Annotated in this window: 22 protein-coding genes, 1 other RNA gene and 1 riboswitch; of the genes, 7 read left to right on the plus strand and 16 right to left on the minus strand. The window is 66.3% G+C overall.

What is annotated here, in order from left to right; translation table 11 throughout:
• Nucleotides 1-36 precede the first annotated feature (36 nt).
• The 3 genes from ABFP37_RS04295 (at nt 37) to ssrA (ending at nt 2466) form a co-directional block, all read left to right on the plus strand.
• Nucleotides 37-1425, plus strand: coding sequence for a peptidoglycan DD-metalloendopeptidase family protein (locus ABFP37_RS04295; protein WP_347032830.1), 1389 nt, complete (start codon nt 37-39; stop codon nt 1423-1425).
• A 109-nt stretch (nt 1426-1534) separates the two neighbouring features.
• Nucleotides 1535-2005, plus strand: a complete 471-nt coding sequence (smpB, locus tag ABFP37_RS04300) for an SsrA-binding protein SmpB (RefSeq protein ID WP_078027975.1) — start codon at nt 1535-1537, stop codon at nt 2003-2005.
• Between the two features lie 92 nt (nt 2006-2097).
• Nucleotides 2098-2466, plus strand: a transfer-messenger RNA (tmRNA) gene (ssrA, locus tag ABFP37_RS04305).
• Nucleotides 2467-2571: 105 nt separating this feature from the next.
• Here ssrA and ABFP37_RS04310 read toward each other — a convergent pair.
• Both ABFP37_RS04310 and ABFP37_RS04315 read right to left on the minus strand, forming a co-directional pair.
• The gene (locus ABFP37_RS04310; RefSeq protein WP_347032831.1) at nt 2572-5088 is read right to left on the minus strand and encodes a DUF2156 domain-containing protein; all 2517 of its coding nucleotides are present in this window, start codon (nt 5086-5088) and stop codon (nt 2572-2574) included.
• The gene (locus ABFP37_RS04315; protein ID WP_347032832.1) at nt 5085-6413 is read right to left on the minus strand and encodes an alpha/beta hydrolase-fold protein; all 1329 of its coding nucleotides are present in this window, start codon (nt 6411-6413) and stop codon (nt 5085-5087) included. Before ABFP37_RS04315 ends, ABFP37_RS04310 begins: the two co-directional genes overlap by 4 nt.
• A gap of 259 nt (nt 6414-6672) precedes the next feature.
• Here ABFP37_RS04315 and ABFP37_RS04320 point away from each other — a divergent pair, with 259 nt between their 5' ends.
• Nucleotides 6673-8136: an alpha/beta hydrolase-fold protein gene (locus tag ABFP37_RS04320; RefSeq protein ID WP_347032833.1), complete on the plus strand. Its 1464-nt coding sequence runs from the start codon at nt 6673-6675 to the stop codon at nt 8134-8136.
• Nucleotides 8137-8259: 123 nt separating this feature from the next.
• Nucleotides 8260-9243 carry a trypsin-like peptidase domain-containing protein gene (locus tag ABFP37_RS04325; protein WP_347032834.1) on the plus strand — a complete coding sequence of 328 codons (984 nt, stop codon included), beginning with the start codon at nt 8260-8262 and terminating at the stop codon, nt 9241-9243.
• A gap of 73 nt (nt 9244-9316) precedes the next feature.
• Here the strand turns inward: ABFP37_RS04325 and ABFP37_RS04330 are convergent, their stop codons facing one another.
• From ABFP37_RS04330 to ABFP37_RS04380, 11 genes are all read right to left on the minus strand, one after another.
• Nucleotides 9317-9451 (minus strand): hypothetical protein, encoded by a 135-nt coding sequence (locus tag ABFP37_RS04330; RefSeq protein ID WP_258064271.1) that lies wholly within the window; start codon nt 9449-9451, stop codon nt 9317-9319.
• 100 nt (nt 9452-9551) lie between these two features.
• Complete coding sequence (locus ABFP37_RS04335; RefSeq protein ID WP_104136288.1) at nt 9552-9914, minus strand: hypothetical protein; 363 nt, start codon at nt 9912-9914, stop codon at nt 9552-9554.
• A 171-nt stretch (nt 9915-10085) separates the two neighbouring features.
• Entirely contained in the window at nt 10086-10451 is a 366-nt protein-coding gene (locus ABFP37_RS04340) for a CrcB family protein (protein WP_078027969.1), read from the minus strand.
• Nucleotides 10448-10918 (minus strand): CrcB family protein, encoded by a 471-nt coding sequence (locus ABFP37_RS04345; protein ID WP_347032835.1) that lies wholly within the window; start codon nt 10916-10918, stop codon nt 10448-10450. The genes ABFP37_RS04340 and ABFP37_RS04345 overlap by 4 nt, the downstream gene beginning before the upstream one ends.
• A gap of 62 nt (nt 10919-10980) precedes the next feature.
• Nucleotides 10981-11694: a metal-dependent transcriptional regulator gene (locus ABFP37_RS04350; RefSeq protein WP_347032836.1), complete on the minus strand. Its 714-nt coding sequence runs from the start codon at nt 11692-11694 to the stop codon at nt 10981-10983.
• 31 nt (nt 11695-11725) lie between these two features.
• On the minus strand, nt 11726-12484 hold the full coding sequence (locus ABFP37_RS04355; protein WP_347032837.1) for a class I SAM-dependent methyltransferase: 759 nt from the start codon (nt 12482-12484) through the stop codon (nt 11726-11728).
• A 77-nt stretch (nt 12485-12561) separates the two neighbouring features.
• A complete protein-coding gene (locus ABFP37_RS04360) occupies nt 12562-13971 on the minus strand; it encodes an aminotransferase class V-fold PLP-dependent enzyme (RefSeq protein WP_347032838.1) in 1410 nt (469 codons plus the stop codon).
• A gap of 34 nt (nt 13972-14005) precedes the next feature.
• A riboswitch (SAM riboswitch) is annotated at nt 14006-14119 on the minus strand.
• A 171-nt stretch (nt 14120-14290) separates the two neighbouring features.
• Nucleotides 14291-15103: a histidinol-phosphatase gene (gene hisN / locus ABFP37_RS04365; protein WP_078027965.1), complete on the minus strand. Its 813-nt coding sequence runs from the start codon at nt 15101-15103 to the stop codon at nt 14291-14293.
• Between the two features lie 66 nt (nt 15104-15169).
• On the minus strand, nt 15170-16285 hold the full coding sequence (locus tag ABFP37_RS04370; protein ID WP_078027964.1) for a ribosome small subunit-dependent GTPase A: 1116 nt from the start codon (nt 16283-16285) through the stop codon (nt 15170-15172).
• Nucleotides 16269-17681, minus strand: coding sequence for a 3-phosphoshikimate 1-carboxyvinyltransferase (gene aroA, locus ABFP37_RS04375; protein WP_078027963.1), 1413 nt, complete (start codon nt 17679-17681; stop codon nt 16269-16271). The genes ABFP37_RS04370 and aroA overlap by 17 nt, the downstream gene beginning before the upstream one ends.
• A gap of 6 nt (nt 17682-17687) precedes the next feature.
• Nucleotides 17688-18236, minus strand: a complete 549-nt coding sequence (locus tag ABFP37_RS04380; RefSeq protein ID WP_078027962.1) for a DoxX family protein — start codon at nt 18234-18236, stop codon at nt 17688-17690.
• A gap of 506 nt (nt 18237-18742) precedes the next feature.
• On the opposite strand from ABFP37_RS04380, the gene ABFP37_RS04385 reads away from it, so the two are divergent.
• A complete protein-coding gene (locus ABFP37_RS04385) occupies nt 18743-19486 on the plus strand; it encodes a sigma-70 family RNA polymerase sigma factor (protein ID WP_078028190.1) in 744 nt (247 codons plus the stop codon).
• Entirely contained in the window at nt 19483-19743 is a 261-nt protein-coding gene (rsrA, locus tag ABFP37_RS04390; protein WP_078027961.1) for a mycothiol system anti-sigma-R factor, read from the plus strand. Before ABFP37_RS04385 ends, rsrA begins: the two co-directional genes overlap by 4 nt.
• A gap of 401 nt (nt 19744-20144) precedes the next feature.
• Here rsrA and ABFP37_RS04395 read toward each other — a convergent pair whose 3' ends face one another.
• From ABFP37_RS04395 to ABFP37_RS04405, 3 genes are all read right to left on the minus strand, one after another.
• Nucleotides 20145-20765 (minus strand): PadR family transcriptional regulator, encoded by a 621-nt coding sequence (locus ABFP37_RS04395; protein WP_078027960.1) that lies wholly within the window; start codon nt 20763-20765, stop codon nt 20145-20147.
• Nucleotides 20765-21592, minus strand: coding sequence for a DUF4097 family beta strand repeat-containing protein (locus ABFP37_RS04400; RefSeq protein WP_078027959.1), 828 nt, complete (start codon nt 21590-21592; stop codon nt 20765-20767). The genes ABFP37_RS04395 and ABFP37_RS04400 overlap by 1 nt, the downstream gene beginning before the upstream one ends.
• An 89-nt stretch (nt 21593-21681) precedes the next feature.
• Nucleotides 21682-22281, minus strand: a complete 600-nt coding sequence (locus ABFP37_RS04405; protein WP_185982234.1) for a GDSL-type esterase/lipase family protein — start codon at nt 22279-22281, stop codon at nt 21682-21684.
• Nucleotides 22282-22432 lie beyond the last annotated feature (151 nt).

The raw sequence follows: 22432 nt of genomic DNA on the forward strand, positions 1-22432 counted from the left end.
TCTCGCTGTGCGCACTGTCGAACTGAAGGAATGCCCATGATAGCGAAGTCCGCCCGGCTCCCGCGGAACGCTCCGGCGGGACCCCAACGCAGGATCGTCAGTGCAGCCCTCGCGCTGGTGCTGGCGGCCGGCCTGGCGGCCTCGGCTCCGGCAGCCTTCGCCGACGATCTCGAAGACCAGCAGGCCGCCCTCAAGGCTGAGGCGGCCCGGGTCCAGCAGTCGCTGGAATTCGTGGACGCAAAAATCTCCAAGGCTGCGGCCGACCTGGTCCTCTTCCGCGGCCAGCTCCCGGCCGCCCAGCAGGCATTGCTAGAGGCGCAGGGCCGTGTGGCCAGCGCAGTGAAAGAGGTTGAGGCACTCGCCGCCCGGGTGGATCTTGCCCAGCAGAACAAGGCTAAGATCGCCCAGCAGCTGGACACGGACAAGCAGAAGATCGCCAGCACCAAGAAACTCATTGGCCAGATTGCCACGCAGGCCTACAAGTCCGGCGGCGTGCCGTCGAACCTGACGCTGTTCTTCGGCTCCAACAACACGGGCAGCCTCACGGACACCATCGACCTGGCAGACCAGGCCATGCGCAGCCAGAACTCGGCCATGGACAAGCTGACCCAGCAGAACGCCACCAACGTGAACTCCCGGGCCCGCCTGGAAGCGGTCGAAGCGGAGATCAAGGACCTCAAGGCCAAAGCCGACGCCGCGCTGGCCAAGGAGAAGGCAGCCCGGGACGAGGCAGCCGCCAAGAAGGCCCAGGTGGACAAGCTCATCGCCGACACCGCCCGGCTCAACAAGGAACTCGAAGCCGCCAAGCCGGGAATCCAGAAGAAACTTGCGACCGTCAAGGCCCGGCAGGACGCCGTGGCCGCCGAGATCGTCGAACGTGACCGGAAGCTGCGTGAAGCATGGGAGGCGGAGCAGCGCCGCCTCGCAGCCGTTGCCGCGGCGGCGGCCAAGGCCAAGGGCGAAACGCCGAAGCCGTATGCGCCGGTGACCGGTCCGCCGTCGGCCTTCGGGCTCCGTCACCCGTTCTCCGACGGCGTGCCCATCACGTCCGGATTCGGCTGGCGGGCAACGCCGCCCGGAACCGTCGACTTCTACGGCCAGGGCGGCTACATGCACACCGGCATCGACTTTGGGGCCGCCTGCGGCACGCCTGTGTATGCCCCGGCAGCGGGCACCGTCTTCTCTGCCGGCTGGGCGGACGACGGCGGCGGCAACAACGTCAAAATCTCCCACGGCGTGGTGCAGGGGAACTCGCTGACCACGATCTATTACCACAACAGCAGCGTCACCGTCTCTCCAGGCCAGCATGTCAGCCAGGGTCAGCTCATTGCCTACTCCGGCACCACCGGAAACTCCACGGGCTGCCACTCGCACTTCGAGACCTGGCTCAACGGGGTAGCGGTGGACCCGATGACCCTGCTCTGAGGCAGGCTCCCGGCCTTCGCATCCGCGCCCGGATGACTGCCGTAGACTGGTGTGACCTTGCTCCGGAGCCCCGGAACAGCCAAAATTTTGAGATCTGAGGAGTTCTACCGTGCCCAAAGAAAGTGGCCGTAAGGTAGTGGCCACCAACCGGAAGGCCCGGCATGACTACCATGTCCTGGACACTTACGAGGCCGGCATCGCCCTGATGGGCACCGAGGTGAAGAGCCTTCGCGAAGGCCACGCCTCGATGGTTGATGGCTTCTGCACTTTCTACAACGATGAGCTGTGGATGGAGGGAATCCATATCCCCGAGTACAACCAGGGGAGCTGGACCAATCACGCCGCCCGCAGGCGCCGCAAACTGCTGCTGCATCGCGAGGAGCTCATTAAAATCTCGCACAAGATCCGGGAATCCGGCTTTACCGTGGTGCCGCTGCAGCTGTACTTCCTGGACGGCCGGGCCAAGGTGGAAATCGGCATCGCCAGGGGCAAGAAGGAGTACGACAAGCGCCAGACGCTGCGGGAACAGCAGGACAAGCGCGAAGCTCTTCGGGTCATGAGGGACCGCAACCGCCGGTAGGAATTATTCGCCGCAAAGATGCGTTATGATGGGTAGTCCGGCAGGGATCTGGTACGTGTACCGTTGGCCCCGCCGGCTTGGTAACAAAATACGGGGATGATCGGTTTCGACGATGTTAGTCGCGACAGGTGAAGCGGGCCGAGGATGCAGAATTATCTCGTAAACGCTGTCTGCAAACCAATAAGTGCCAATTCTAAGCGCACTGACTTCGCTCTTGCTGCCTAAGCAGTAAGACAGTCCGTCAGCCCGAGGTTGCTATTGCCCCGGATCCTGGCGTCATTTAGATAGCCACTGCTGTTTGCCCCCGTCATCGGGGCAGACGGGACTCTTAGATGACTGGGCCCGGATCAGCCGCCTGTTTGCAGGACGGCTGGGGCCGAGAAAATCCGACGCGAACTGCGCCCGGAGAAGCCCTGACAACACGACATCGGACGGGGGTTCAATTCCCCCCATCTCCACATTTTGTGGTGAGTCGGGACATCCTTCACGGATGTGTCGGGTCATCGGGAACACCCCGGTCTTCGGACCGGGGTGTTTTTCTTCGTCCGGGTTGGTGCCCGACAGACTCACGCCATGATTTCCCGGAGCAGCTTCGCCGTTTGCCGCAGGGATGTGTTCGGCATGTATGCCTCGGTGACCGCCCGGCCGATCCACGGAAGCCACAGCGGATCCTGATACATCATGTAGAGCGTGCGGTGCCGCGGCCGGAACCGCGCCTTGAAGGCCGCCAGAGAGCGGAAACCGTATACCGGCTCGAGGCCCCTCCCCAACAGGGCCAGGAACCTGCCCAGGGCATCGCCGTCAGCCGGCGCCGAAGAATGAGCTTCAGACGCCGCCGGAGGGACAAGAGGGGACCCGGAGAGCGAGAGGACGTCAAGCGATTCTTTGAAGTGGATCACGGCAGAGGCGATCAGGAACTCCATGACGCCCGGGAAGCCCTCCTGACTCCGCCGCATGAAATCGAGGGTCCGGCTGACAACCTGTCCGCGCCGGAACACCGGCAGCCAGCTGGTCACGCCGTGCACTTTCCCGTTTGAATCCACGGCAAGCCCAATGAGTACATTGTCATCCTTGAGTTCTTCAAGGCCGCCCAGCGTGAACCCCATCTCGGGCAGGGCCTTCTCGGATACCCACGCTTCCGAGATCTCGTGGATCTGCGTCCGAAGCCCGAGGCTCAGCTCGCTGTAGGTGGACCACCGGGCGGTGACTCCCAGCTTCCGGGCCTTGTTGAGCGCGGTGCGGACGTTCTGCCATTCCTTGCCCTTGAATTCGATTTCCCTGATGGGCAGCAGCGTCTCCTCCGCGACGGCGACGCGGCGGAAGCCGAGCCTCCGCAGGTGCTCCCAGTTGTCGTCGGTGATCGAATACCAGCACGGGGCCAGAGACTGGGCGCCGCAGAAGCGAGTGAATTCCTCGGCCGTGCCACCGGCGTCTTTCGGATGCCCGAACGGCCCGCCGATAGTCAACGCAACGTTATAGTGCACCTGATAGGCCACGCCCGCGGTCTGGGTAGCGTTGAACCAATAGCGGTTGTTCGGCCACAGGGCCATCCAGGACAGCGAGCCTCCGCCCTGGCGGACCAGTTCCCTGGCCTTGGAGAATTCGTTGTCCGGGCGGATGTTCCTCAGCCGCCGGCTGAGGAACAGCACGAACACGCTGATGACGGACACGAGCCAGAAGACGGCGCCCCCGTAGCTGAAGAGCAGGGTGGAAAAGAAGCCGTGCGGGAACACTGACACCGAATACCGGAAGGAGAACGGGTAGGGCAGGAACATCCTCGGAAGTGTGGCCAGGAGGGCAAACAGTCCCGCTCTCCGGTGATAGTTGTCCTCTGCGAACCACGCGATCACATAGCCTGTGACGAAGACGGCAAAGAGCGAGGGCACCAGAATCGCCGTTCGCCGGCGCAGGAGAGGATCGGGATCGACGATGAAATGCCGCCGGTTGAAGAAAAGCAGCCCGGCGATGACGAACGGCACAGTGACCACCGGCAGCACCTCAACAATCCCCGACTCCACGGGGAGCACCCGGCCTGCGCTGCGCATGTAGCTCCCGAACAGTGAAAAGAGCTGCAGGTGGATGGCCGAGAGGACTCCGATCACCAGGTGGACGGCGATCGCTGCCCACAGCGCCAAACGGTTTCCGCGCCGCAGGCCTTCCGCGCAGACGAGCAGCACCAGCAGCGGGACCAGCGACAGCGCCTCACCTCCCGGGCCGTTGAGGCCGGGGCTGTGAAGCACCTGCGCGCAGCTCAGGTCGACGGCTGCCCGGCAATTGGCCTGGAGTTGGCTGATGGTCGGAATCGGATTGACGATCAGATCGCGGAGGATAGCCAAGGGCCCGGACGGTGCCTGGGCCAGGGCTGCCATCGCCGGCCCTGCGGCGAAGACTGCCACCATCATCGACAGCAGCGCCCTCGTCTCTCGGCTCGTGGAGCGGGGCAGGCGGGCTCCCTCCGGCGGTTCGTGAAGAACCCGGGCCAGGCCAAGGCCGCACAGGATGCCCAGAAAACTGGCCAGCGCCTGCGGATGCCCGACGTACAGCAGCAGCATGAGCGTGACGGCTACGGTGACCGAGCGCAGCCGGCGCCGCCACAACGCGCTGAGCAGCGGAGTGGCCGCCATCAGCGCTGCCAGCGATCCGGCGAACGGGCCGATGATCGCCCCGGGCCGCATGCCCGCGAGCCAGTCGCTGCCCAGGGCCGAACCGGCCAGGACCACAGTGAAATGCAGGACCAGGGCGCCCAGATGGCCGCCGAAGAAGGCCAGGGCTGTCCGCAGGGTGCCCATCGTGGCTTCCGCGAGCCCGACGCATCCCAGGATGATCGCCGTGGCCAGAAGGTACGAGGCCAGGTTTCCGGTAAAGAAGATGGAAAGGAGAGGTGCCCACCAGTCCCCGCGGGCGGCAGCGTCGAAGCTCTCCGCCACCAGCCGCCGCACTTCCGGGGGCGGCCCGGACACCACGGAACGGGTTCCGGCGGCGGCGGCCCACATGACAGCGGCCAGCAAGGAGGCCAAGGGGACGCTGCGCAGCAACCGCACGGCGGCCCGCAGCGGTGCCCGCCAACCGGCCCCTTTCGTCACGGGGCCAGCCCCATCGGCCGTGCCAGGAAATCCAACGCCGACTGCATTGAATCCAACACGACCTTCCACGAATGCCCGGCACCCGGGACGATTTCCGATTTGACGTGCATTCCCGCCTTGGCAGCGGCCGCGGCCAGCACGACGGCGTTGCCCCGGAACTCGGGATCGTCGGCCCCCGCCGCGAAGAATCCAAAGCTGTCCGCGTAGTGGTGTTTGGCCAGCAGCGTCAGCGGGACTTCGGCCGTGAACGCAGCGAGGTTTCCGGCGAACGCCTCGTTGGCTGTCTGCTGGCGTGAAATCGCCAGGGCGGGCTCCCGCTCACCGCCAAAACTCATGAAGTTGGGGTAAATGCGAGGATGCCGGGTAGCCATCTGGACGGCGCAGGTGCCGCCGAAAGAAAAGCCGCCCACGGCCCAATGCTGCGGGTTCGAGTCCACGTCGAGGTTGTGCTTGATCCATTCGGGCACGTCAACGCTCATGTAGGTGTCCGTCTTGGCAATTGTGGTGTCCATGCACATCGTGTTGCCATCCTCGGTCCCATTGGGATCAGGAATGACAACCACCGGAGCCAGACCGTGGTGCCTGGCCGCGAAAACGGCCATCATCCGGACGAGGTCCCCGCTGACGGCCCATACCCCCGGCCAGCCAGGCTGGCTGCCAACCAGAACAAGGACCGGGAGCTTGGGCCGGTTCTTCAGGAGGTACACCGGCGGCAGGTAGATATGGGCGTGCCGGCCATGCCATCCCGAAACCGTCCCCGGGATCTCCGCATGGCGCATGACGCCGGTGGCAGCCAAATGCCCAGGTTCGTGCCAGTGGTCGTAGATCGGCGCGCTTTCGAAGGACATCCGGTCGCCGTGCTTCTTCAAGGCGGACTCCAGCGGCAGAAGCGAGGACCCGGAGACGCCGAACAACGTGCCGACCGTCGGGAGCAGACCAAAGTAGGCATTGATCTGCAGCCCGCAGAGACTGAGGACCACGAGGGCAGCGACCGGAGCCAGGAGGGTGTGCCGCAGGCCGCCCAGGAGAATATTTCCGACGCAGGCGGTTGCGGCAAAAACTCCGACACCGGCCCACGCCACTACCTCCGGCGGAAGATCTTCCGGCCACACGTAGAAGACGTGAACCAATAGCCACGCCAGGCCGAAGCAGCCTGCCATCGAAGCGGTCAGCGAAACGGCGGCAAAGATCCACCAACCGGGGCGCCGGCGCAGCAGCAGGAAGATAATGGAGACAGCGCAGAGAACGGCCAGGGTATCCGGAAACCACCCCTCCAAAAGACTGATTGAATACAGCCAGGTCTGCAACAGAATCCTCCAGGTCATTCTTCCGGCGTCTTCACGATAGTCACGGATTCTGGGCATTTACTGGGGATAATCTGGGCATTCGCACGGCGCTTCCCGCGCCGCTTCACGACGCCGGTTTGTTCCGCTGGCTGCTTGTGAGACAGGCGACGGGCTGCTTGGGTCAGCCCGGGGCAGGGAAGACTCAGGCGCCAGCACGCCAACATTCAGCCGGCTGTAAGGTTCCGGTCCTACTCTCATCCTGGGCGGAGCGCCAGGGGGCTGGACGCAAGGAGGCAAGATGCTGCCGCTGCTGGACCTGAATATTCTGCAGAAACCCCTGCTCTACGCATTCGACGCGGCAAGCCTTCTGGCGGTCGTGTATCTGTTGATCCGGCCGGCGGGCCCGGCCCGCCGGCGGCAGGTCCCTGCATCGGCTGCCGGCGTCCGGCGACTGGTACCGCGGCGTTCGATTGCACTTCATTCGATTCCGGTGGGCTCGATTCCCCGGCAGTTCAAACGCCGGCGCCGTCATCTCCAGGGTCGCCGGCTCCTGAGCGCGGTCGCCGCCTTGGCAGGCGGCTCCCTGGCGGGTGTCCTTACCCTCTATGTCTGCGAGGGCTGGCTCAACGTCTTCGGCCTGGCCCTGGATCCCGACACGCACGCCTGGGTCATAGCACTCTTCGGCTCGGTGGCGCTGGCGCTGCTGAACATGTGGCATTCACGCTGGCGGCGCAAGCTTGCGGCCGGAGTTTCCATTCTGCTATTCGCTGCGACGGCGGCCCTTGGCATCAATGCGGCCTACGGTCTCAACGCCACCGTGGGCGCCTTCCTGGACCTCAACCCCGCCCGTCCCCTGGCCCTGCCGAAGCTGAGTTCCAGAGCTGAGACCGGCGGCCCGCTGTGGAAGACGTGGAAAGCTCCCGCCGGCATGCCCGCCGCGGGCCGTGACGGCCCGATTTCAATCCCTGCCCCTGCGTCCGGCTTCCGCGCCCGCGACGCCCACCTTTATCTGCCGCCGGCGGCGCTGGTCCCGAATCCGCCGGCACTGCCCATTATTGTCATGATGATGGGACAGCCCGGCGGCCCCGAGCAGGACAGGTCGGCGGTGCGGGAACTCGACGCCCTTGCCCGGCAGCACCACGGCCTGGCCCCGCTGCTGCTGACGGTCGACCAGCTCGGCAATCCGTTCCACAACCCTGTGTGCGTCGATTCGGACAGCGGCAACGTCTATACCTACGTGACCACTGACGTCGTCAACTTCGTCCGGAGCAACCTCAATGTCGACGCCGACCACACTGAATGGGCAGTGGGCGGTTACTCCAACGGCGGGGAATGTGCGTTGTCGTTCGGCGCGAAGCGCCCTGACCTCTTCGCCAACATTCTCGACATATCAGGCGAACTGGAGCCGCTCAACGGAACCGAAGCCAACACGATCAACACGATCTTCAAGGGGAACCACGCGGCATTCGCCGCGGAGGAACCCGCCAACATCCTCAAAGCGCACAAGTATTCCAACGAACTCGCCATCTTCACCAGCGGTTCCCTGGACCCCGTTTACAGTGCCCAGGCGAGAACAGCGGCAGCGGACGCCAAGGCAGCCGGCATGGCCACCCGGCGCTTTGTTGGCAGCGGCATCGGCCACCGAGGGGATGCCCTTGACTACGGTGTGACGACGGGGCTGCCGCTCCTTTACCCACGCTTCGGGCTCTCGGCGCCCGATACAACTGCGCCTGGCACAACGACGCCGGGCGCCCAGAGCTGAGGCCGGCGCCCCGCTGTTCACCAACGGCGTAGCGCATCCGGGAGTAGCCGGCGTGCTGCCGGAGTTGTTTCAGGTAGCAACTCAATCCGCATCACACCTATGACAGGCCAAGGGAGGCGCGCCATGTCCACGGCGCCTGCAAGCTCATCCGATTCCGTCGACGACGACGCGCCGCTGGATGCCTACTCAGAGACGGTGATCAGGGTGGCCCAAGCGGTCACGCCGCATGTCGCCGCCATCGAGATGACCGGAAACCGGCGAAACGGCAGATTCCGCGTCGGCGCAGGGTCAGCCGTGCTCTTCACGGAGGACGGCTACCTGCTCACCAACGCGCATGTGGTGGCCGGGACGCAGAAGGGGCGGGCAGTCTTTGCCGACGGTTCCGGAACGGACCTTGAGGTGGTCGGGGCGGATCCGTTGTCGGACCTCGCCGTGATCCGCGGGCGGGCGCCGCATGTGCCCCCGGCGGAATTCGGCGATGCGGAATCCCTCCGCGTGGGTCAACTGGTCATCGCCGTCGGCAATCCGCTCGGACTCGCCGGCTCCGTGACGGCGGGTGTGGTCAGCGGGCTGGGCCGCGCCATTCCTGTCTGGGCCGGCCGCAACCGGCGTGTCATCGAGGACGTCATCCAGACGGACGCCGCGCTCAACGCCGGCAGTTCGGGAGGTGCGCTGGCCGATGCCCGCAGCCGGATCGTGGGCATCAACACCGCGGTGGCCGGCGCAGGCCTGGGACTGGCCGTACCCATCAACACCACGTCCCGACGCATCATTTCGGCGCTGCTGGCTGACGGCCGCGTGCGGCGGGCATACCTTGGCGTGGTCAGCACTCCGATCCGGCTGGGTGCAAGCGCCGTGGTCCGTACCGGGCAACGCCAAGGGCTGCGGGTTGTTGAAGTGCTGTCGGGTTCCCCCGCAGAGCAGGCGGGCCTGCGGGCCGGGGACGTGCTGCTCAGGGCAGGCTCACGGCCGGTCAGCAATGCCGAAAGCCTGCAGAAACTCCTCTTTGCGGAGGCCATCGGGGTACCGATGAGTATTGCCATCCTCCGTGACGGACGCGAACAGGAAATTGTTGCCGTGCCTGGCGAAATGGCCGACGGCGGCTAGCCGGCAACAGACGAGCAGCCAAAAAAGCGGGGCCGGAATCCGGCCCCGCTTTCTTGTTCGACGGCACCTGCGGTCAGCGCTTCTTCAGGTGCGCGACCGGGTCCGGGGCACCTTCAATGGGTCCCTTGGCCTTCTTGTCCGCCCGTTTTTGCTTGATGGTTTTGCCCGCTTTTTTCTGCTGCTGCTGGTGCGGTGTCTTGTCCGGCATGGCGTGCTCCCTCGTCCGAGGGGCACGAGAATGCCCCTCCATACGTAAATTACGCCTGTTTCATGCCGAATGTAACTGCGGGATGTGGGAGCTTCCGTAGTCAGGCTGAGACGTCGGCGATGCCCACGAAACGGGTGCCCACGCCGTCGAACTCGCTGCGCACGAACCCCGGCGCCGGCGGCGGAATTTCGGCCGGGCTGTGATGCGCGCAGCTGACGTACGTGAAGTCCGGCCACCACTTCTTGGGCCTGGCCGCTTCCGAATAACCGCAGACGTCGCACGTCAAATGCACCCACACCGGCCGCTTGCCGGTCCGGTTGGCACGGGACTGGAGCAGCCACTGCGGGGGGTTGTCCAGGATTTCACCCAGCTCGGCCTCCGACAGCCATTTGGGTATGCCGTGGCGCTGTGCCATTTCCAGGGGTACATCAAGGGCAATAGCCGCATCACGTCTGCTAATCATCACAGTCAACGATACGGTAAGGCATGACCGGTGCGGGCCGGAGCGCTGCTCCAACCCGCCTTCAGCGACAAGTCTTGACCGTGGCGATCGTGGCGTCGTTCAACGCCATCCTCGACCTCCCGCGGCCGCGCTGCCGCACAGCCGCGGGAGGTCGGCACCGGTTGCGGCGGCCTACCCGCCGCTCAGCGCGATCCCGGCAGCCGCAGCGGCCAGGCCCGTGAGGAGGTTGGCGCCGATGTTGAGCGCCGCAGCAAGGTAGCGCTGCTCGCTGACAAGGCGCACAGTCGCGGTGGTCCATGAGCTGAAAGTGGTCAGGCCGCCCGCGAGGCCGGTGGCCAGCGCGGCGTGCCATTCCGGGCCGAACCGGCTGCTGATGCCGATGGACAGCCCGATCACCAGGCATCCGGCGATATTGACTAGGAGGGTTGCCCAGGGCCAGTGGCGCCGGGGAGTTGCCCGGCCGGCCAACAGGCTGTCCACGCCAAACCGGATGAGGGCGCCGGCCATGCCGAACAGGCCTACCAAAAGCGCGGTCACGTGCGGCCCCGATTCAAGCCGCCCAGCACTTTGCCGACCCGCCAGCCGGCTGCTGCGGCGCCCAGCCCGAGCACCACCGAAAGGCACAGGTAGGCAACCCACACGCCGGGGAGTCCCTCACTGGCCAGCCGGTCCACTGAAATGATGAGTGCCGAGAACGTGGTGAAGGACCCGAGCACGCCCGGGCCGATGCCGGCGCGGAGCCAGAAGGCGGTGTGCGGCCGGGCGATCCAGATGGTGGTGAGCGCGCCCAGGACGAAGCTGCCGGCAACATTGATGCCCAGCGTGGTCCACGGCACCGACCCGCCGGCCTCGGGGAACAGCATGACCAGCCCGTACCGCAGCTCCGTCCCCAGCAGCCCGCCCGCGGCGACAGCCGCCCAGGCCCGCCACCCGTGGCCGGCGGCCGACTTCACGGCGGACGCGCCGTCGCCGGCGGCGCGCTTCAGCGGCGGACTGGATTTCACCGGCAAACCGCCGCCGCGCCGGGGCCGTTCACCCGGAGGAGGGCTGCCCTGAGGCCGATCATTCAGATCCCGGCCATCCGGCAGCCGGCATGGGCGGAGTCGCTGTGCACCCACAGCGCGGAGGCGACTTCTTCCGCGAGATCGAAGTCCCGGCTCGTCCCGGCGGTACCGATGCGCACCACCAGGGCGCCACCGAACGGCTTGCGGCCCCTGACCTCGACGTCCGCGTCAAGGTCAATCTTTTCGGCCGAGAGGTAGCGGAGCAGCTCCGGGTTCTCGTCGCTGATCCGGGTGATCCTGCCGGTGTGCCCGTCGTCGAGTTCGCTCATGCGGTGGGCGGAGGGCATCTGCACCGTGCCGTCGGCGGAGGGGATGGGATCACCGTGAGGGTCCCGCGTCGGGTTTCCCAGCCGGGCCGCCATCCGTTCGATGAAGGTGTCCGAGACCGCGTGCTCCAGTTGCTCGGCTTCATCGTGGACTTCATCCCAGCTGTAGCCCAGGTCCTGCACGAGGTACGTTTCAATGAGCCGGTGCCGGCGCACCATGGAGAGAGCCAGCCGGACGCCCTCTGCCGTTAGCGTGATGGCGCTGTACGGCTTGTGCAGCACCAGGCCCTGGTCCTTGAGCTTGCGCACCATCTCGGAGACCGAGGAGTTGGCGACGCCAAGGCGCTGTGCCAGCTGGGTGGACGTAATGGGCTTGTCCTGCCACTCCGTGAAGGAATAGATGACCTTGACGTAGTCCTCGATCGAGGAGGAGGGCATGCTGGTCTTCACGGATCCAAGCCTACCCGGTGCCGGTGCGCCATCATGCCTTCGCTGCCCGCCATGTCTGGGTGAGGTAGGGCAGGAGCAGTTGCTCGCCTTCTGCGTGGCCCAGATGTTCGTGGAGGTACCAGTCGAGGTTGCCGGTGACCTTGGCCCGGGTGGCGTCGTTCGCCCGAAGATAGTAGCTGCGCGACTTGACCAGTTCAAGGATGTCGCCCGGTGTGACCGGATCCTCCCACCGGGTCAGGTGGCTTGCCAGTCCGGCGAACTCCGGGCCTATCCGGGGACGGAAGTCAGGCTTGTGGACATCCCCTGCATGCATGATGCGGGAGAGCCGGTGGACCCAGGGCACGGAGGTGTCCAGCTGGTTCCAGATCAGGCCGAGAACGCCGCCAGTTTTCAGGATTCGCGCGATCTCGGCGCTGGCCAGCAGGGGATCGCACCAGTGCCATGCCTGGGCCACCGTGACGACGTCGAAGGCAGCCGCGGGCAGTCCGGTGTTCTCTGCGGTCCCTTCCAGCGCCGCCACCGAAGGGAGGTCGGCGCGGAGCTGGCCGAGCATGTCCGGCGAGGGGTCCACAGCGGTGACAGCGAGGCCGCGTTCCACCAGGAGCGTGGTGAACTTGCCGGTGCCGGCGCCCAGGTCCGCGGCCGTGAGGGAGCCGGCGGGAATGAGCCAATCCGCGGAGTCAGCAGGGTAGCCGGGGCGGACGCGGTGGTAGTGCTCGCCGCCGTCCTGAAAGCTGTGCCCGAGCTCCTGCCGCCGCCCGTGATCGAGTTTGGGACCACCCCGTGCCACGTGCAGTCTCCTTAGCCCATGCCGAAAATTTACCCTTCGAATTTACCGCATGGAGCTGCCGGCCGCATTTGCCGGCGTCAGTCCTGCGTGCACGGGGCCGCTCCGGCGGTACCCGGCGTATTCGGTGCCCAGTCCGGGTAAGTGCGGGTGTCATTGGCCGGAACCCAGCGGCCGGAGTCCACCACGTAGTCCCAGCCGAGGCCGGTCCGGCGGAGCTCGTCGATGCCGGCCAGCAGGCGCTGGGCGTCCTCGAGCCGCGAACCCACCCCGAAGCTCGCACGCAGGGAACCGGACGGGAGGCCGAGGCGCTTGAGGAGCGGGTGGGCGCAGAAGCGGCCGTCCCGGAGTCCCACGCCGTGCTCGGCGGACAGGTAAGCGGCCACCAGCCCGGCGTCGTAGCCGGCCACGGAGAAGTTGACCACGCCGATCGTGTCCGTGTCCGGGTCGGTGTCGGAGAAAATCTGGTGGACGGTGACGCCGTCGATCTTCGGCAGCCCCTCGACGAGGAAGGACCGGATGGCAGCCTCATGCGCATGCCAGCGCTCCTGGTCCAGCGCCGCGACCACCTGGGTGGCCCGGGCAAGCGTGGCCGCGCCCAGGACGTTGGGGGAGCCGCCCTCGTGGCGCGCGGGGCCAGTGGCCCAGCTGACGCCGTCGAGCCTGGCCTCGCTGACGGCGCCGCCGCCGGCGAGGTGGGGTGTTCCGGCGTCGAGCCAGTCCGGCCGTCCCACCAGCACGCCGGCACCGAACGGCGCGTAAAGCTTGTGACCCGAAAAGGCGAGGTAGTCGACGTCGTCCGCTGCGATGTTGATGCGGCGGTGCGGCGCGAGCTGCGCCGCATCCACGGCGATCCTGGCGCCGAACTCGTGGGCCAGCGCCGCGAGGCGGCGGATGGGCAGGATTTCGCCGGTGACGTTGGACGCGCCGGTGACGGCCAGGAGGCTGACGTCGCCGTGCTCCAGTTCGGCGCGCAGGGCTGCGATGGTGCCCTCGATCGTTTCGGACGCCACGACGCTGCGGTGCGGCACACCCTGCCACGGCAGCAGGTTGGCGTGGTGCTCGATGTCGAGGTAAAGGACCTCCCCGGTGTGGGGGTGGTCCACGACCGGCAGGCAGCCGGCCAGCAGGTTCAGGGAATCGGTGGTGTTCCGGGTGAAGATCACAGAGTCGTCCGCGCGGCCGCCGACGAACTCGCGGACGATGTTCCGGGCGTTTTCGTAGACGGAGGTGCTGATCTGCGACGCGTAGCCGGCGCCCCGGTGCACGCTGGCGTAGAAGGGCAGGATCTCGTTCAGATACGCCGAGACGACGGAAAGCGCCGGCGCGGACGCTCCGTAGTCGAGGTTGGCGTAGCGGACGTGCCCGCCTTGGATCAGCGGCGCCTGGATCTCGGCTCCGGTGACCGCGGCCAGGGGCCGGCCGGCAGCGGCAAAGCGGTCGTCAAGCAGCCCGGTGCCGGTGTTGGAAGGGAAGATTGCAGTCGTCATGGGACCTCGCTCTGACAGGACCCCTTGTGACGGGGATCCGCGCTTGCCGGGTCCGTTCCGGACCGGCCTGGTCGTCACCCGGGGCACCCCACCGCGAATGGAGGGTTGCCGGCCAGCAAACCGGGGTTTAGCGCTGGCACTCGTGACCTGTTACGAGCCTAGGACATCCCGGCTGGCGATGAAAAAGGCGGACGCGAATATTAAGCCGTTTGTTACAGAGGGGTTGAATCGCCGGAATTGCCGAATATACGACGGCGGATGCCTCCCTGAGGGGGCGCCCGCCGTCGTAATATTTTCTGCCGAAGGATCCGGAAGCGGCCTAGAGCAGATCATCCAGCTGCGGATTGAGGCGCTTGAGGACCTCAGAATGGAGGATGGAGTTCGTGGCCAGGGCGTTGCCGCCGAACGGGCCGTCGGTGCCTTCCAGCGAGGTGAAGCGGCCGCCGGCTTCCGTAACGATGGGCACCAGGGCGGCCATGTCATACAGGTTCAGTTCCGGCTCGCAGGCGATGTCGACAGCGCCTTCAGCGACCAGGCAGTACGACCAGAAATCACCGAAGGCGCGCGTCCGCCACACGTCCTCGGTAAGGCCCAGGAACTCGTCCAGGTTGCCCCGTTCCTTCCAGCCGCCGAGGCTGGAATATGACAGCGAGGCGTCCGACAGCTTTGAGACGTTGGAGACCTTGAGGCGGGTGGCGGCGGCCAGCGAACGGCCCATGTAGGCGCCTGCCCCCTTGGCGGCCCACCAGCGCTTGCCGAGTGCCGGGGCGCTGACCACGCCCACGACGGGCTCGCCCTCATCGACGAGCGCAATAAGCGTGGCCCAGACCGGAACCCCGCGGACGAAGTTCTTGGTTCCGTCGATGGGATCAATGATCCAGCGCCGGGAGCCGTGGCCGGAACTGCCGAACTCCTCGCCGAGGACGGCATCGCGGGGGCGGGAACGGGACAGCTGGCCGCGGATGGACTCCTCGGCGGCCTTGTCAGCATCGGTGACCGGCGTCAGATCTGGCTTGGTTTCTATCTGAAGGTCAAGCGCCTTGAACCGGCTCATGGTCTGGTCGTCGACGGAGTCCGCCAGCACATGGGCCAGTCGCAGGTCATCGTTGTAGCTCGAAGCGGGTTGGGTCATGGTTCCAAACTACCGTCAAAGGCCCGGCGGGGCGGGGATGTCCGGCTGCTGGCGGCGGCGGGGAGCCTAGCCGACGCTGCCGAGTTCCTTGGTTTCCTGCGCTTCCATGCGGGGATCTGTGCCCAGCAGGCGGCGCAATGACGCGAGCCGGGCAGCTCCGGAGGGGCCCGCGTGGCCGGCGGAGACCCAGGCGTCCACGCCGCAGTTGACGGCCGTGGCATCGTGTTTGCAGCCGCGTTCGCAGGCCTCGGTGCCGGGTGCAAGGTCGGGGAACGAATGGAGGATCCGGTCCGGGTCGACGTGCGCCAGGCCGAAGGAACGGATGCCGGGGGTGTCGATGATCCAGCTTCCGGTGGGGGCATCGGCCAGCTTGAGTGCGAGGGCCGACGACGACGTGTGCCGGCCGCGGCCCGTGACGGCGTTGACGCCGCCGGTGGCCCGTTCCGCCCCGGTCAGGGCGTTGACCATGGTGGATTTGCCGACGCCGGAGTGGCCCAGCATCACCGTGACCTTGCCGTCCAGGTAGGCGCGGAGCTGCGAAACCGCCTCAACGTCGAGCCGGGCGGACAGGCCGTCGTCGGACCGGGCGTCGATGCCCGACGCCGCCGAGTCGGCTGTGCGGCTGATGATGACGGGGAAGTCGAGATGCCGGTAGTTGTCGAGCAGTTCGGCGGGGTCCTTGACGTCGGCCTTGGTGACGAGCAGCAGCGGCTCGATGCCGGCGTCGTACGCTGCGACGAGGGCGCGGTCGATGAAGCCGGTGCGCGGTTCCGGGTTGGCGGCGGCCACGACCACCACCAGCTGGTCCGCGTTGGCCACTACCGCGCGTTCAATCGGGTCGGTGTCGTCGGCGCTGCGGCGCAGGAGCGTCTTCCGATCCTGGATCCGCACCAGGCGCGCCAGCGTGTCCGGGTCGCCGGACACGTCGCCCACGAGGGACACGAAGTCGCCGGCCACCACAGGGGAGCGGCGGAGTTCGCGGGCCCGGGCGGCGATGACCGTCCGCTCGTGCCCGGAGTCCTCGCCCACCACGGCCGTGTAGCGCCCGCGGTCAACGGTGATGATGCGGCCCGTGACGGCGTCGTCGTAGCTGGGACGGTCCTTGGTGCGGGGCCGGGAACCCTTCTTGTTGGGGCGGATCCGGACGTCGGACTCGTCCCAGGACTCAGTGCTGCGTGCCACCGTGGGTCCCTGCGCCGTTCCCCTGGGCAACGCCGTTGCCGCCTGCGAGGGCGGTGCCCTGCTTGAGCATGTCCGCCCACAGCTGCGGGAAGTCCGGCATGGTCTTTGCCGTGGTGGCGATGTCCTGCACTTCGATGCCGTGCACGGCCAGGCCAAGGATCGCGCCCGCGGTGGCCATCCTGTGGTCGGCGTAGCTGTGCACGACTCCGGCATGAAGGGGTGCGGGCCGGATGATAAGGCCGTCGGCTGTCTCTTCGGCGTCGCCGCCGAGCCGGTTGATTTCGGTGACCAGCGCGGCGAGCCTGTCGGTTTCGTGCCCGCGCAGGTGGGCGATGCCGCTCAGCCGTGAGGGGCCGGTGGCCAGCGCGCAGAGTGCAGCAACGGTGGGGGCGAGCTCGCTGGTTTCCGCGAAGTCGGCGCCCTTGATTTCGCGTCCGCCGGTGACAATGAGGGTCCCGGCCTCCAGTGTCACGGTTGCCCCCATGTCGCTGAGGATGCTCCGCCAGAGGTCGCCCACCTGGGTGGTGTGTTCCGGCCAGTCCGGGATCCGGACGGTGCCGCGCGACGCGAGGGCGGCGGCCAGGAAGGGACCGGCGTTGGAGAGGTCCTGCTCGATTCGCTGATCGAAGGCGCGGATGGCTCCCGGGCTGACGATCCAGTGGTTCGGCGTGGAGTCATCCACGGAGACGCCGACTCCGCGCAGCACGGCCACCGTCATGTTGATGTGGTCCAGGCTCGGCACGGCGCCGCCGGCATGCTCAAGGTGCAGGCCCTCCGTGAACCGCGCACCGACGAGCAGCAGGGCCGAGACGAACTGGGAGGAGGCGCTGGCATCAATGACGAGATGCCCGCCGCGGACCTCTCCCGTGCCGGCAACACGGAACGGCAGGGATGCCGGCAGTTCGCCCGATGCACCGCTGACGGCGACGCCGAGCCCGGCCAGGGCTTCGATAATGGTTCCCATCGGCCTCTCGCGGGCGTGGGGATCGCCGTCGAAAACGGTGGTGCCGCTCCGGAGGGCCGCCAGCGGCGGGACGAAGCGCATGACCGTGCCCGCCAGCCCGCAGTCGATGGCCGCTTCCTGGCCGCCGGAGTACGGCGGGATGGGCGTTACTTCGAGGTCCGGGCCGAATGCGCCGTCACCCGGCACCTCGCGGACATCCGCGCCGAGTTGGCGCAGCGCTCCGATCATCAGTGCGGAATCACGGGAGTGCAGCGGGGCCCGCAGGCGGCACGGGCCGTCAGCCAGGGCGGCGAGCACGAGATACCTGTTGGTCAGGGATTTCGACCCGGGGACGCGGACCGTGGCGTCCACGGGCTGGTCCGCAAACGGCGCGGACCAATGCGGCGCGGCGCCGGTGTTGTCGACGGGCACGCCCGTGATGGATCCTGTCATTCCTGCTTATGCCCCCACTGCGTGGTCTACTGCCTTGCGAACTGCCTTGTCCGCCTTGTGAAACTTCTTGCCGGTAGTTTTGCGGACGTCCGCAGCCAGGTGGCTTGCCGTCTTCCGGGCGTCGGCGGTGAGATGCTCCGCGCGCCAGGCCAGGCTGGGCTTGCCGGCCGTGTCCACCGAGGCCAGCAGCACGCCGCCGGTCAGCGTGACGTTCTTGAGCAGCTGGGTGCGGCGCGCATCCCGGCCTTCCTTGCTGCTGATATCGGCACTGCGCCATTCCACATATGCGTTCAGCGCCGAGATGACAGCCAGGAGGGTCGCCGAAAACCGCGCAAACTTGCCGAAGGCGAAGAGTACGCCTGCGCCCACCTGGGTCCCGCCGATCAGCCGCGCCAGGACCTTCTCGTCCGTCTGGAAGGGGAGGGCCTCAGTGGCACGGCGCAGGAGGGGTGACAACTGTTCCACAGTGTCGTCCGCGTTCCGGAGCTTGTCCACGCCGGCGAGGACGAAACTTGAGGCCAGCATCGGTCGGGCGAGAAAACGGACAAAGGACATGAATTTCCTCCTGGATGGACGAGCCACGGTTTCTGCGGCGGAGTCGGTTCTAGTCTTGCACTTTTGCGGAATATTTGCCCGCCAGGCGTCGTTGTCGACTACAGGCCCGGAACAGGCTTTCGGACAATATCCGGGGTGGTTGCCGGGATTCAATCGTGGCCGGGCGCTGCCCGGGCCGGCCCTATCGCAGTTGCATGCACGAGGGCTGGCCTGCGGCGTGGCCGTGCCGGGCACGTGAGTACTTGATACGGGCTTAACACGCGGGGACGGTCCTGTTTGCGCGGGACCAGTGGAGTGGAGATGGAGCTTTGACTTTGGTGAAGGATGCTGTGGGGCTGCGAAGTCCCTCCCGGTTGCGCCCCTTTGAGGCGGCGGAGTTCACGTTAGAGGCAGCGGAGCTCAAGGTGCCGGAGTTTGACGTGCCGCGGGCCGGGTCAGCCGGCTCGGCGTACGGCGCCGGGCGCGACACCGGGCCGGTTCCAAGGATCACAGTAGACTTGAACGCAATGAGCACCGTGGATCCGGCCCTTGAGGCCACACAGGAGGAGGACGCCCGAGACGGCGCCCAGGTCATCAGTACGTCTTCGGTCCCCGAACAGGCACCTGAGCAGGCCGAGGAAATCGACGTCGCATCCGAGAGCACTGAAGCCCGGCGGATCCGTTTTGAGCGCGACGCAATGCAGTACGTTGACCAGCTGTATTCGGCGGCCATGCGGATGGCCCGGAACCCTGCAGACGCCGAGGACCTCGTCCAGGAGGCCTACACCAAGGCGTTTTCGGCGTTTCACCAGTACAAGCCGGGCACCAATCTGAAGGCGTGGCTGTACAGGATCCTGACGAACACCTACATCAACCTGTACCGGAAGCGGCAGCGCGAGCCGCTGCAGTCGAACTCGGACACGATCGAGGACTGGCAGCTCGCCCGGGCCGAATCGCACACGTCCAGCGGGCTCCGCTCGGCTGAGGCGGAAGCCCTGGACCATTTGCCTGACTCGGACGTCAAACGCGCGCTTCAGGCAATCCCCGAAGAGTTCCGGCTGGCTGTCTACTTCGCCGACGTCGAGGGATTTGCGTACAAGGAAATTTCAGACATCATGAACACCCCCATCGGCACTGTCATGTCCCGGCTGCACCGGGGCCGAAAGATGCTGCGGGACATGCTGGCGGATTACGCCGCCGAGCGGGGATTCAAAGCTGCTCCGGACACCAAGGCAGCAGCGGAAAGCAACAATCAGGAGAACAGGAAATGAGCGACTGCCAGGGATTGGGCGATTGCGACGACGCCCGGATGCAACGCATCTACGAGTACCTAGACGGGGCGCTGACCCGCAGTGACCTTGCGGAAATCAAGCATCACCTGGACGAGTGTCCGGAATGCACACAACAGTACGATCTCGAGTGCGTCATCCGGAACATGGTGAAGCGGTCCTGCACCGAAGCCGCGCCAGAGAACCTGAAGAACGCGATCCTGGACAGGATCCACAACATCCGTCCCGTGGACGCCTGACGCCCGTGGACGCCTGACGCCCGCGGACGCCTGACAGCAGGCCGAAGCTTAAACGGAGTGCCCCCGCAACCAACAGGTTCCGGGGGCACTTCGTTTTAAGCTTCGGTTCTAGCCGTGGCTTAGGTGTTGGGGCGCTTCCCGTGGTTAGCGCCGCCACGCTTACGGTCACGGCGTTTACGTGCACGTTTGCTCATAGCTGGCCTCCTTAATATCGGTACTCGAAAGAGCTGCCCTCAAGTCTCCCACATCAGTGGACGGGCCGCGAACCGGCATCCGGTCCGCGGAACTGCCCGCGCAGGCGCCTCCCGGAGTGCGCGCTGACCGGGCAGCGGCAGCCAGCATTTGGCGGTCGGCCGTTTGGTGATCGGCGGAGGCAGGCCCGTAGGAGCCCCAGATGACGTTCACGGCTCAGCCTTCAAGGAATTCCTGATCGAGATGCGCGCCTGGTTAAGCACCGTCCTCATGGTCTCCAGCGTGACGGGGGTCAGGGGCCGCGCGCTGGCCTGCGCCCGAAGTTCCACCCGCAGGTCATCCCGGAAGGCCTGAAGCAGCATCTCCGCCTCCTTGAGCATGCGGTGTCCCTCCGGGGAGGACCGGGCCGCGGAGCCGGTGAAGTCAGCTGACCTGGCAGCGCAGCGGGCAGCTTCCGCGGTGGCCGCCAGGTCCGCGCGCAGGCCCCGCATGTTACTGCGGATGTCGGCCCGCAACGAGTCCGCCAGCCGCCGGACGGACGCCGCGATGTCGTTTTCCACGCCCGCGAGTTCATCACGCCGGCTGTTCAGCTCGGCCAGGCCTGCGGCCGTGATGCGGTAGTTGGTGCGCCGCCCCTCGGACTCCGTGGCAACGAGCCCCTCTTCCTCAAGTTTCCCGAGCCGCGGATAGATCGTCCCGGCGCTGGGGGAGTAGGTGCCGCCGAACCGGTCGCTCAAGGCTTTGATGAGCTCGTACCCGTGCTTGGGCCCGGACTCCAGGAGCGCGAGGAGGTACAGGCGCAGCGCGCCGTGGGCAAAGACGGGAGGCATCAGAGCGACGTTTCTGCGTCGGCGGAAGCCAGGCCGTGGAAGATGGAGGTCTTACCGGACACCGAATTGGTCCGTACCAGCATCAGCCTGGCATCCGGGCCCGCGATGGTCTGCACCTTGCCGCCCGGCTGCGTGTACCTCTGGTCATCGATCACCACGGCACCGCTGGCAGATTTGGCCACGATATCCACGCCGACGTCGCGGGGGAGCCTGATGGTCATGTCGCCGGACACTGAGTTGGCGCCGAAATCGTGGGTGAAGCCGTGCAGGTCGAAGCTCATGTCGCCGCTGACGGTGTTGGCGCGTATGTTGCTGAAGCGTCCCGACGCCGTGACCTCGCCGGAGACGCTTTTTGCCGTCAGGACTCCGTGGTGATTCCGGGCGATCACTTCGCCGCTGACGGTGTTCACATGGAGATCGCCTGAGGTGCCGTCGGACATGACGGAACCGGACACGGTATTGAGCTTGGTGTGGCCGCTGATGCCGGACACGAGTCCGTCTCCGCTGACAGTGCCGGCTTCAACCTGGACGCCGGCCGGCACCGCGATGCTGATGACCACCGAATTGTTGCTGTGGTTGTTGACGGACTCCATCAGGTTTTTGAACCAGCCCTGCGCGCCGTGCAGCTGGTGCCGGACCTCAAGGCGTCCATCGGTCACGGTCACCGCCAGGGGGTCGCCGTGGAGCTCGGAGACTTCGATGCGGGCCACAGCCTCGTCGTGGGTGACGATGTCAAACCGGCCGCGGACAATGCCGAGCTTCAGCGACGAGACGCCGTCGACGTCGATGGTTTGCGGGCCGGTGACGGTCCACGAGTTCTCTGCCATGATTCCTCCACTTGCGATATATCGTGACTGTTAGATCACGATATATCGCAAGACGCGGAAGATCAAGATATATCGCGAGTAGCTTTTGCCTACTCGGGCGCGTCCATCCCCAGCCAATGGAACCAGCCGCGGTGCAGGACGAGCCAGGCCATCAGCCCGTAGCCTGCCTGGCCCGGTGTCCCGCCGTTGGCCGCAAGGTCCTGGCGCCACTGCTCGTGGTTGAGGAGCGGCGAAAAGGTGTCCACGTAGATGTGCTTGCGCCGCGTTGTGACGTCGGCGAAGGCCGTGTTCAGTTCATCCAGCCGGCGGTTCTGCGTCTGATCCAGGGTGGGCGGCGGCCCGACGACGAACACCTCGAGCCGCTTCTGCGTGGCGGAATCGAGGATATTGGCCAAATTGAGCCTGCTCCGCGCGGTGGAGAGCCCGTACTCGATGTCCCGCCCGGAAAGGCCGATGACAAGGCGGTTCTCGTACAGGTCGCTGAAGCGCCGGCCCGTCTCCTCAAGCCACCGCGCCGCGAGGCCCTCGGTGCCTTCCTGGGGGCAGGGCAGGGCATAGCTTTCCACCGTCATGCCGTCCTGCGGAGTGCGGGCAAGTACGCGGCCCAGCCAGCCCAGGGCCCGGGGGTCGCCGAGTCCGGCCAGCAGCTCATCTCCAACAGCTGCAATCCGCAGCTTCCTGTCTTCCACTACTACCTCTTCACTTATTTGGCGGGCGTGCCCCGGATGCGGACCAATTCCGCACGGCGGCGCCATCCGCTGCCTGCGCCGACGTCCTGCCTGTGTCCATTAACTCACGCCGATTAAACAGAACTGCCCGGCTGAAACGGTATGTCACCGT

It is taken from the genome of Burkholderia sp. RS01, from assembly GCF_039748055.1.
Classification (GTDB): Bacteria; Actinomycetota; Actinomycetes; order Actinomycetales; family Micrococcaceae; genus Arthrobacter.

Coding starts and splice junctions, on each gene's coding strand:
- ABFP37_RS04295 (WP_347032830.1), top strand. CDS start 37: ATGATAGCGAAGTCCGCCCGGCTCCCGCGGAACGCTCCGGCGGGACCC.
- ABFP37_RS04315 (WP_347032832.1), bottom strand. CDS start 6,413: ATGACCTGGAGGATTCTGTTGCAGACCTGGCTGTATTCAATCAGTCTT.
- ABFP37_RS04320 (WP_347032833.1), top strand. CDS start 6,673: ATGCTGCCGCTGCTGGACCTGAATATTCTGCAGAAACCCCTGCTCTAC.
- ABFP37_RS04325 (WP_347032834.1), top strand. CDS start 8,260: ATGTCCACGGCGCCTGCAAGCTCATCCGATTCCGTCGACGACGACGCG.
- ABFP37_RS04330 (WP_258064271.1), bottom strand. CDS start 9,451: ATGCCGGACAAGACACCGCACCAGCAGCAGCAGAAAAAAGCGGGCAAA.
- ABFP37_RS04335 (WP_104136288.1), bottom strand. CDS start 9,914: ATGATTAGCAGACGTGATGCGGCTATTGCCCTTGATGTACCCCTGGAA.
- ABFP37_RS04360 (WP_347032838.1), bottom strand. CDS start 13,971: ATGACGACTGCAATCTTCCCTTCCAACACCGGCACCGGGCTGCTTGAC.
- hisN (WP_078027965.1), bottom strand. CDS start 15,103: ATGACCCAACCCGCTTCGAGCTACAACGATGACCTGCGACTGGCCCAT.
- aroA (WP_078027963.1), bottom strand. CDS start 17,681: ATGACAGGATCCATCACGGGCGTGCCCGTCGACAACACCGGCGCCGCG.
- ABFP37_RS04380 (WP_078027962.1), bottom strand. CDS start 18,236: ATGTCCTTTGTCCGTTTTCTCGCCCGACCGATGCTGGCCTCAAGTTTC.
- ABFP37_RS04385 (WP_078028190.1), top strand. CDS start 18,743: ATGAGCACCGTGGATCCGGCCCTTGAGGCCACACAGGAGGAGGACGCC.
- rsrA (WP_078027961.1), top strand. CDS start 19,483: ATGAGCGACTGCCAGGGATTGGGCGATTGCGACGACGCCCGGATGCAA.
- ABFP37_RS04395 (WP_078027960.1), bottom strand. CDS start 20,765: ATGCCTCCCGTCTTTGCCCACGGCGCGCTGCGCCTGTACCTCCTCGCG.
- ABFP37_RS04400 (WP_078027959.1), bottom strand. CDS start 21,592: ATGGCAGAGAACTCGTGGACCGTCACCGGCCCGCAAACCATCGACGTC.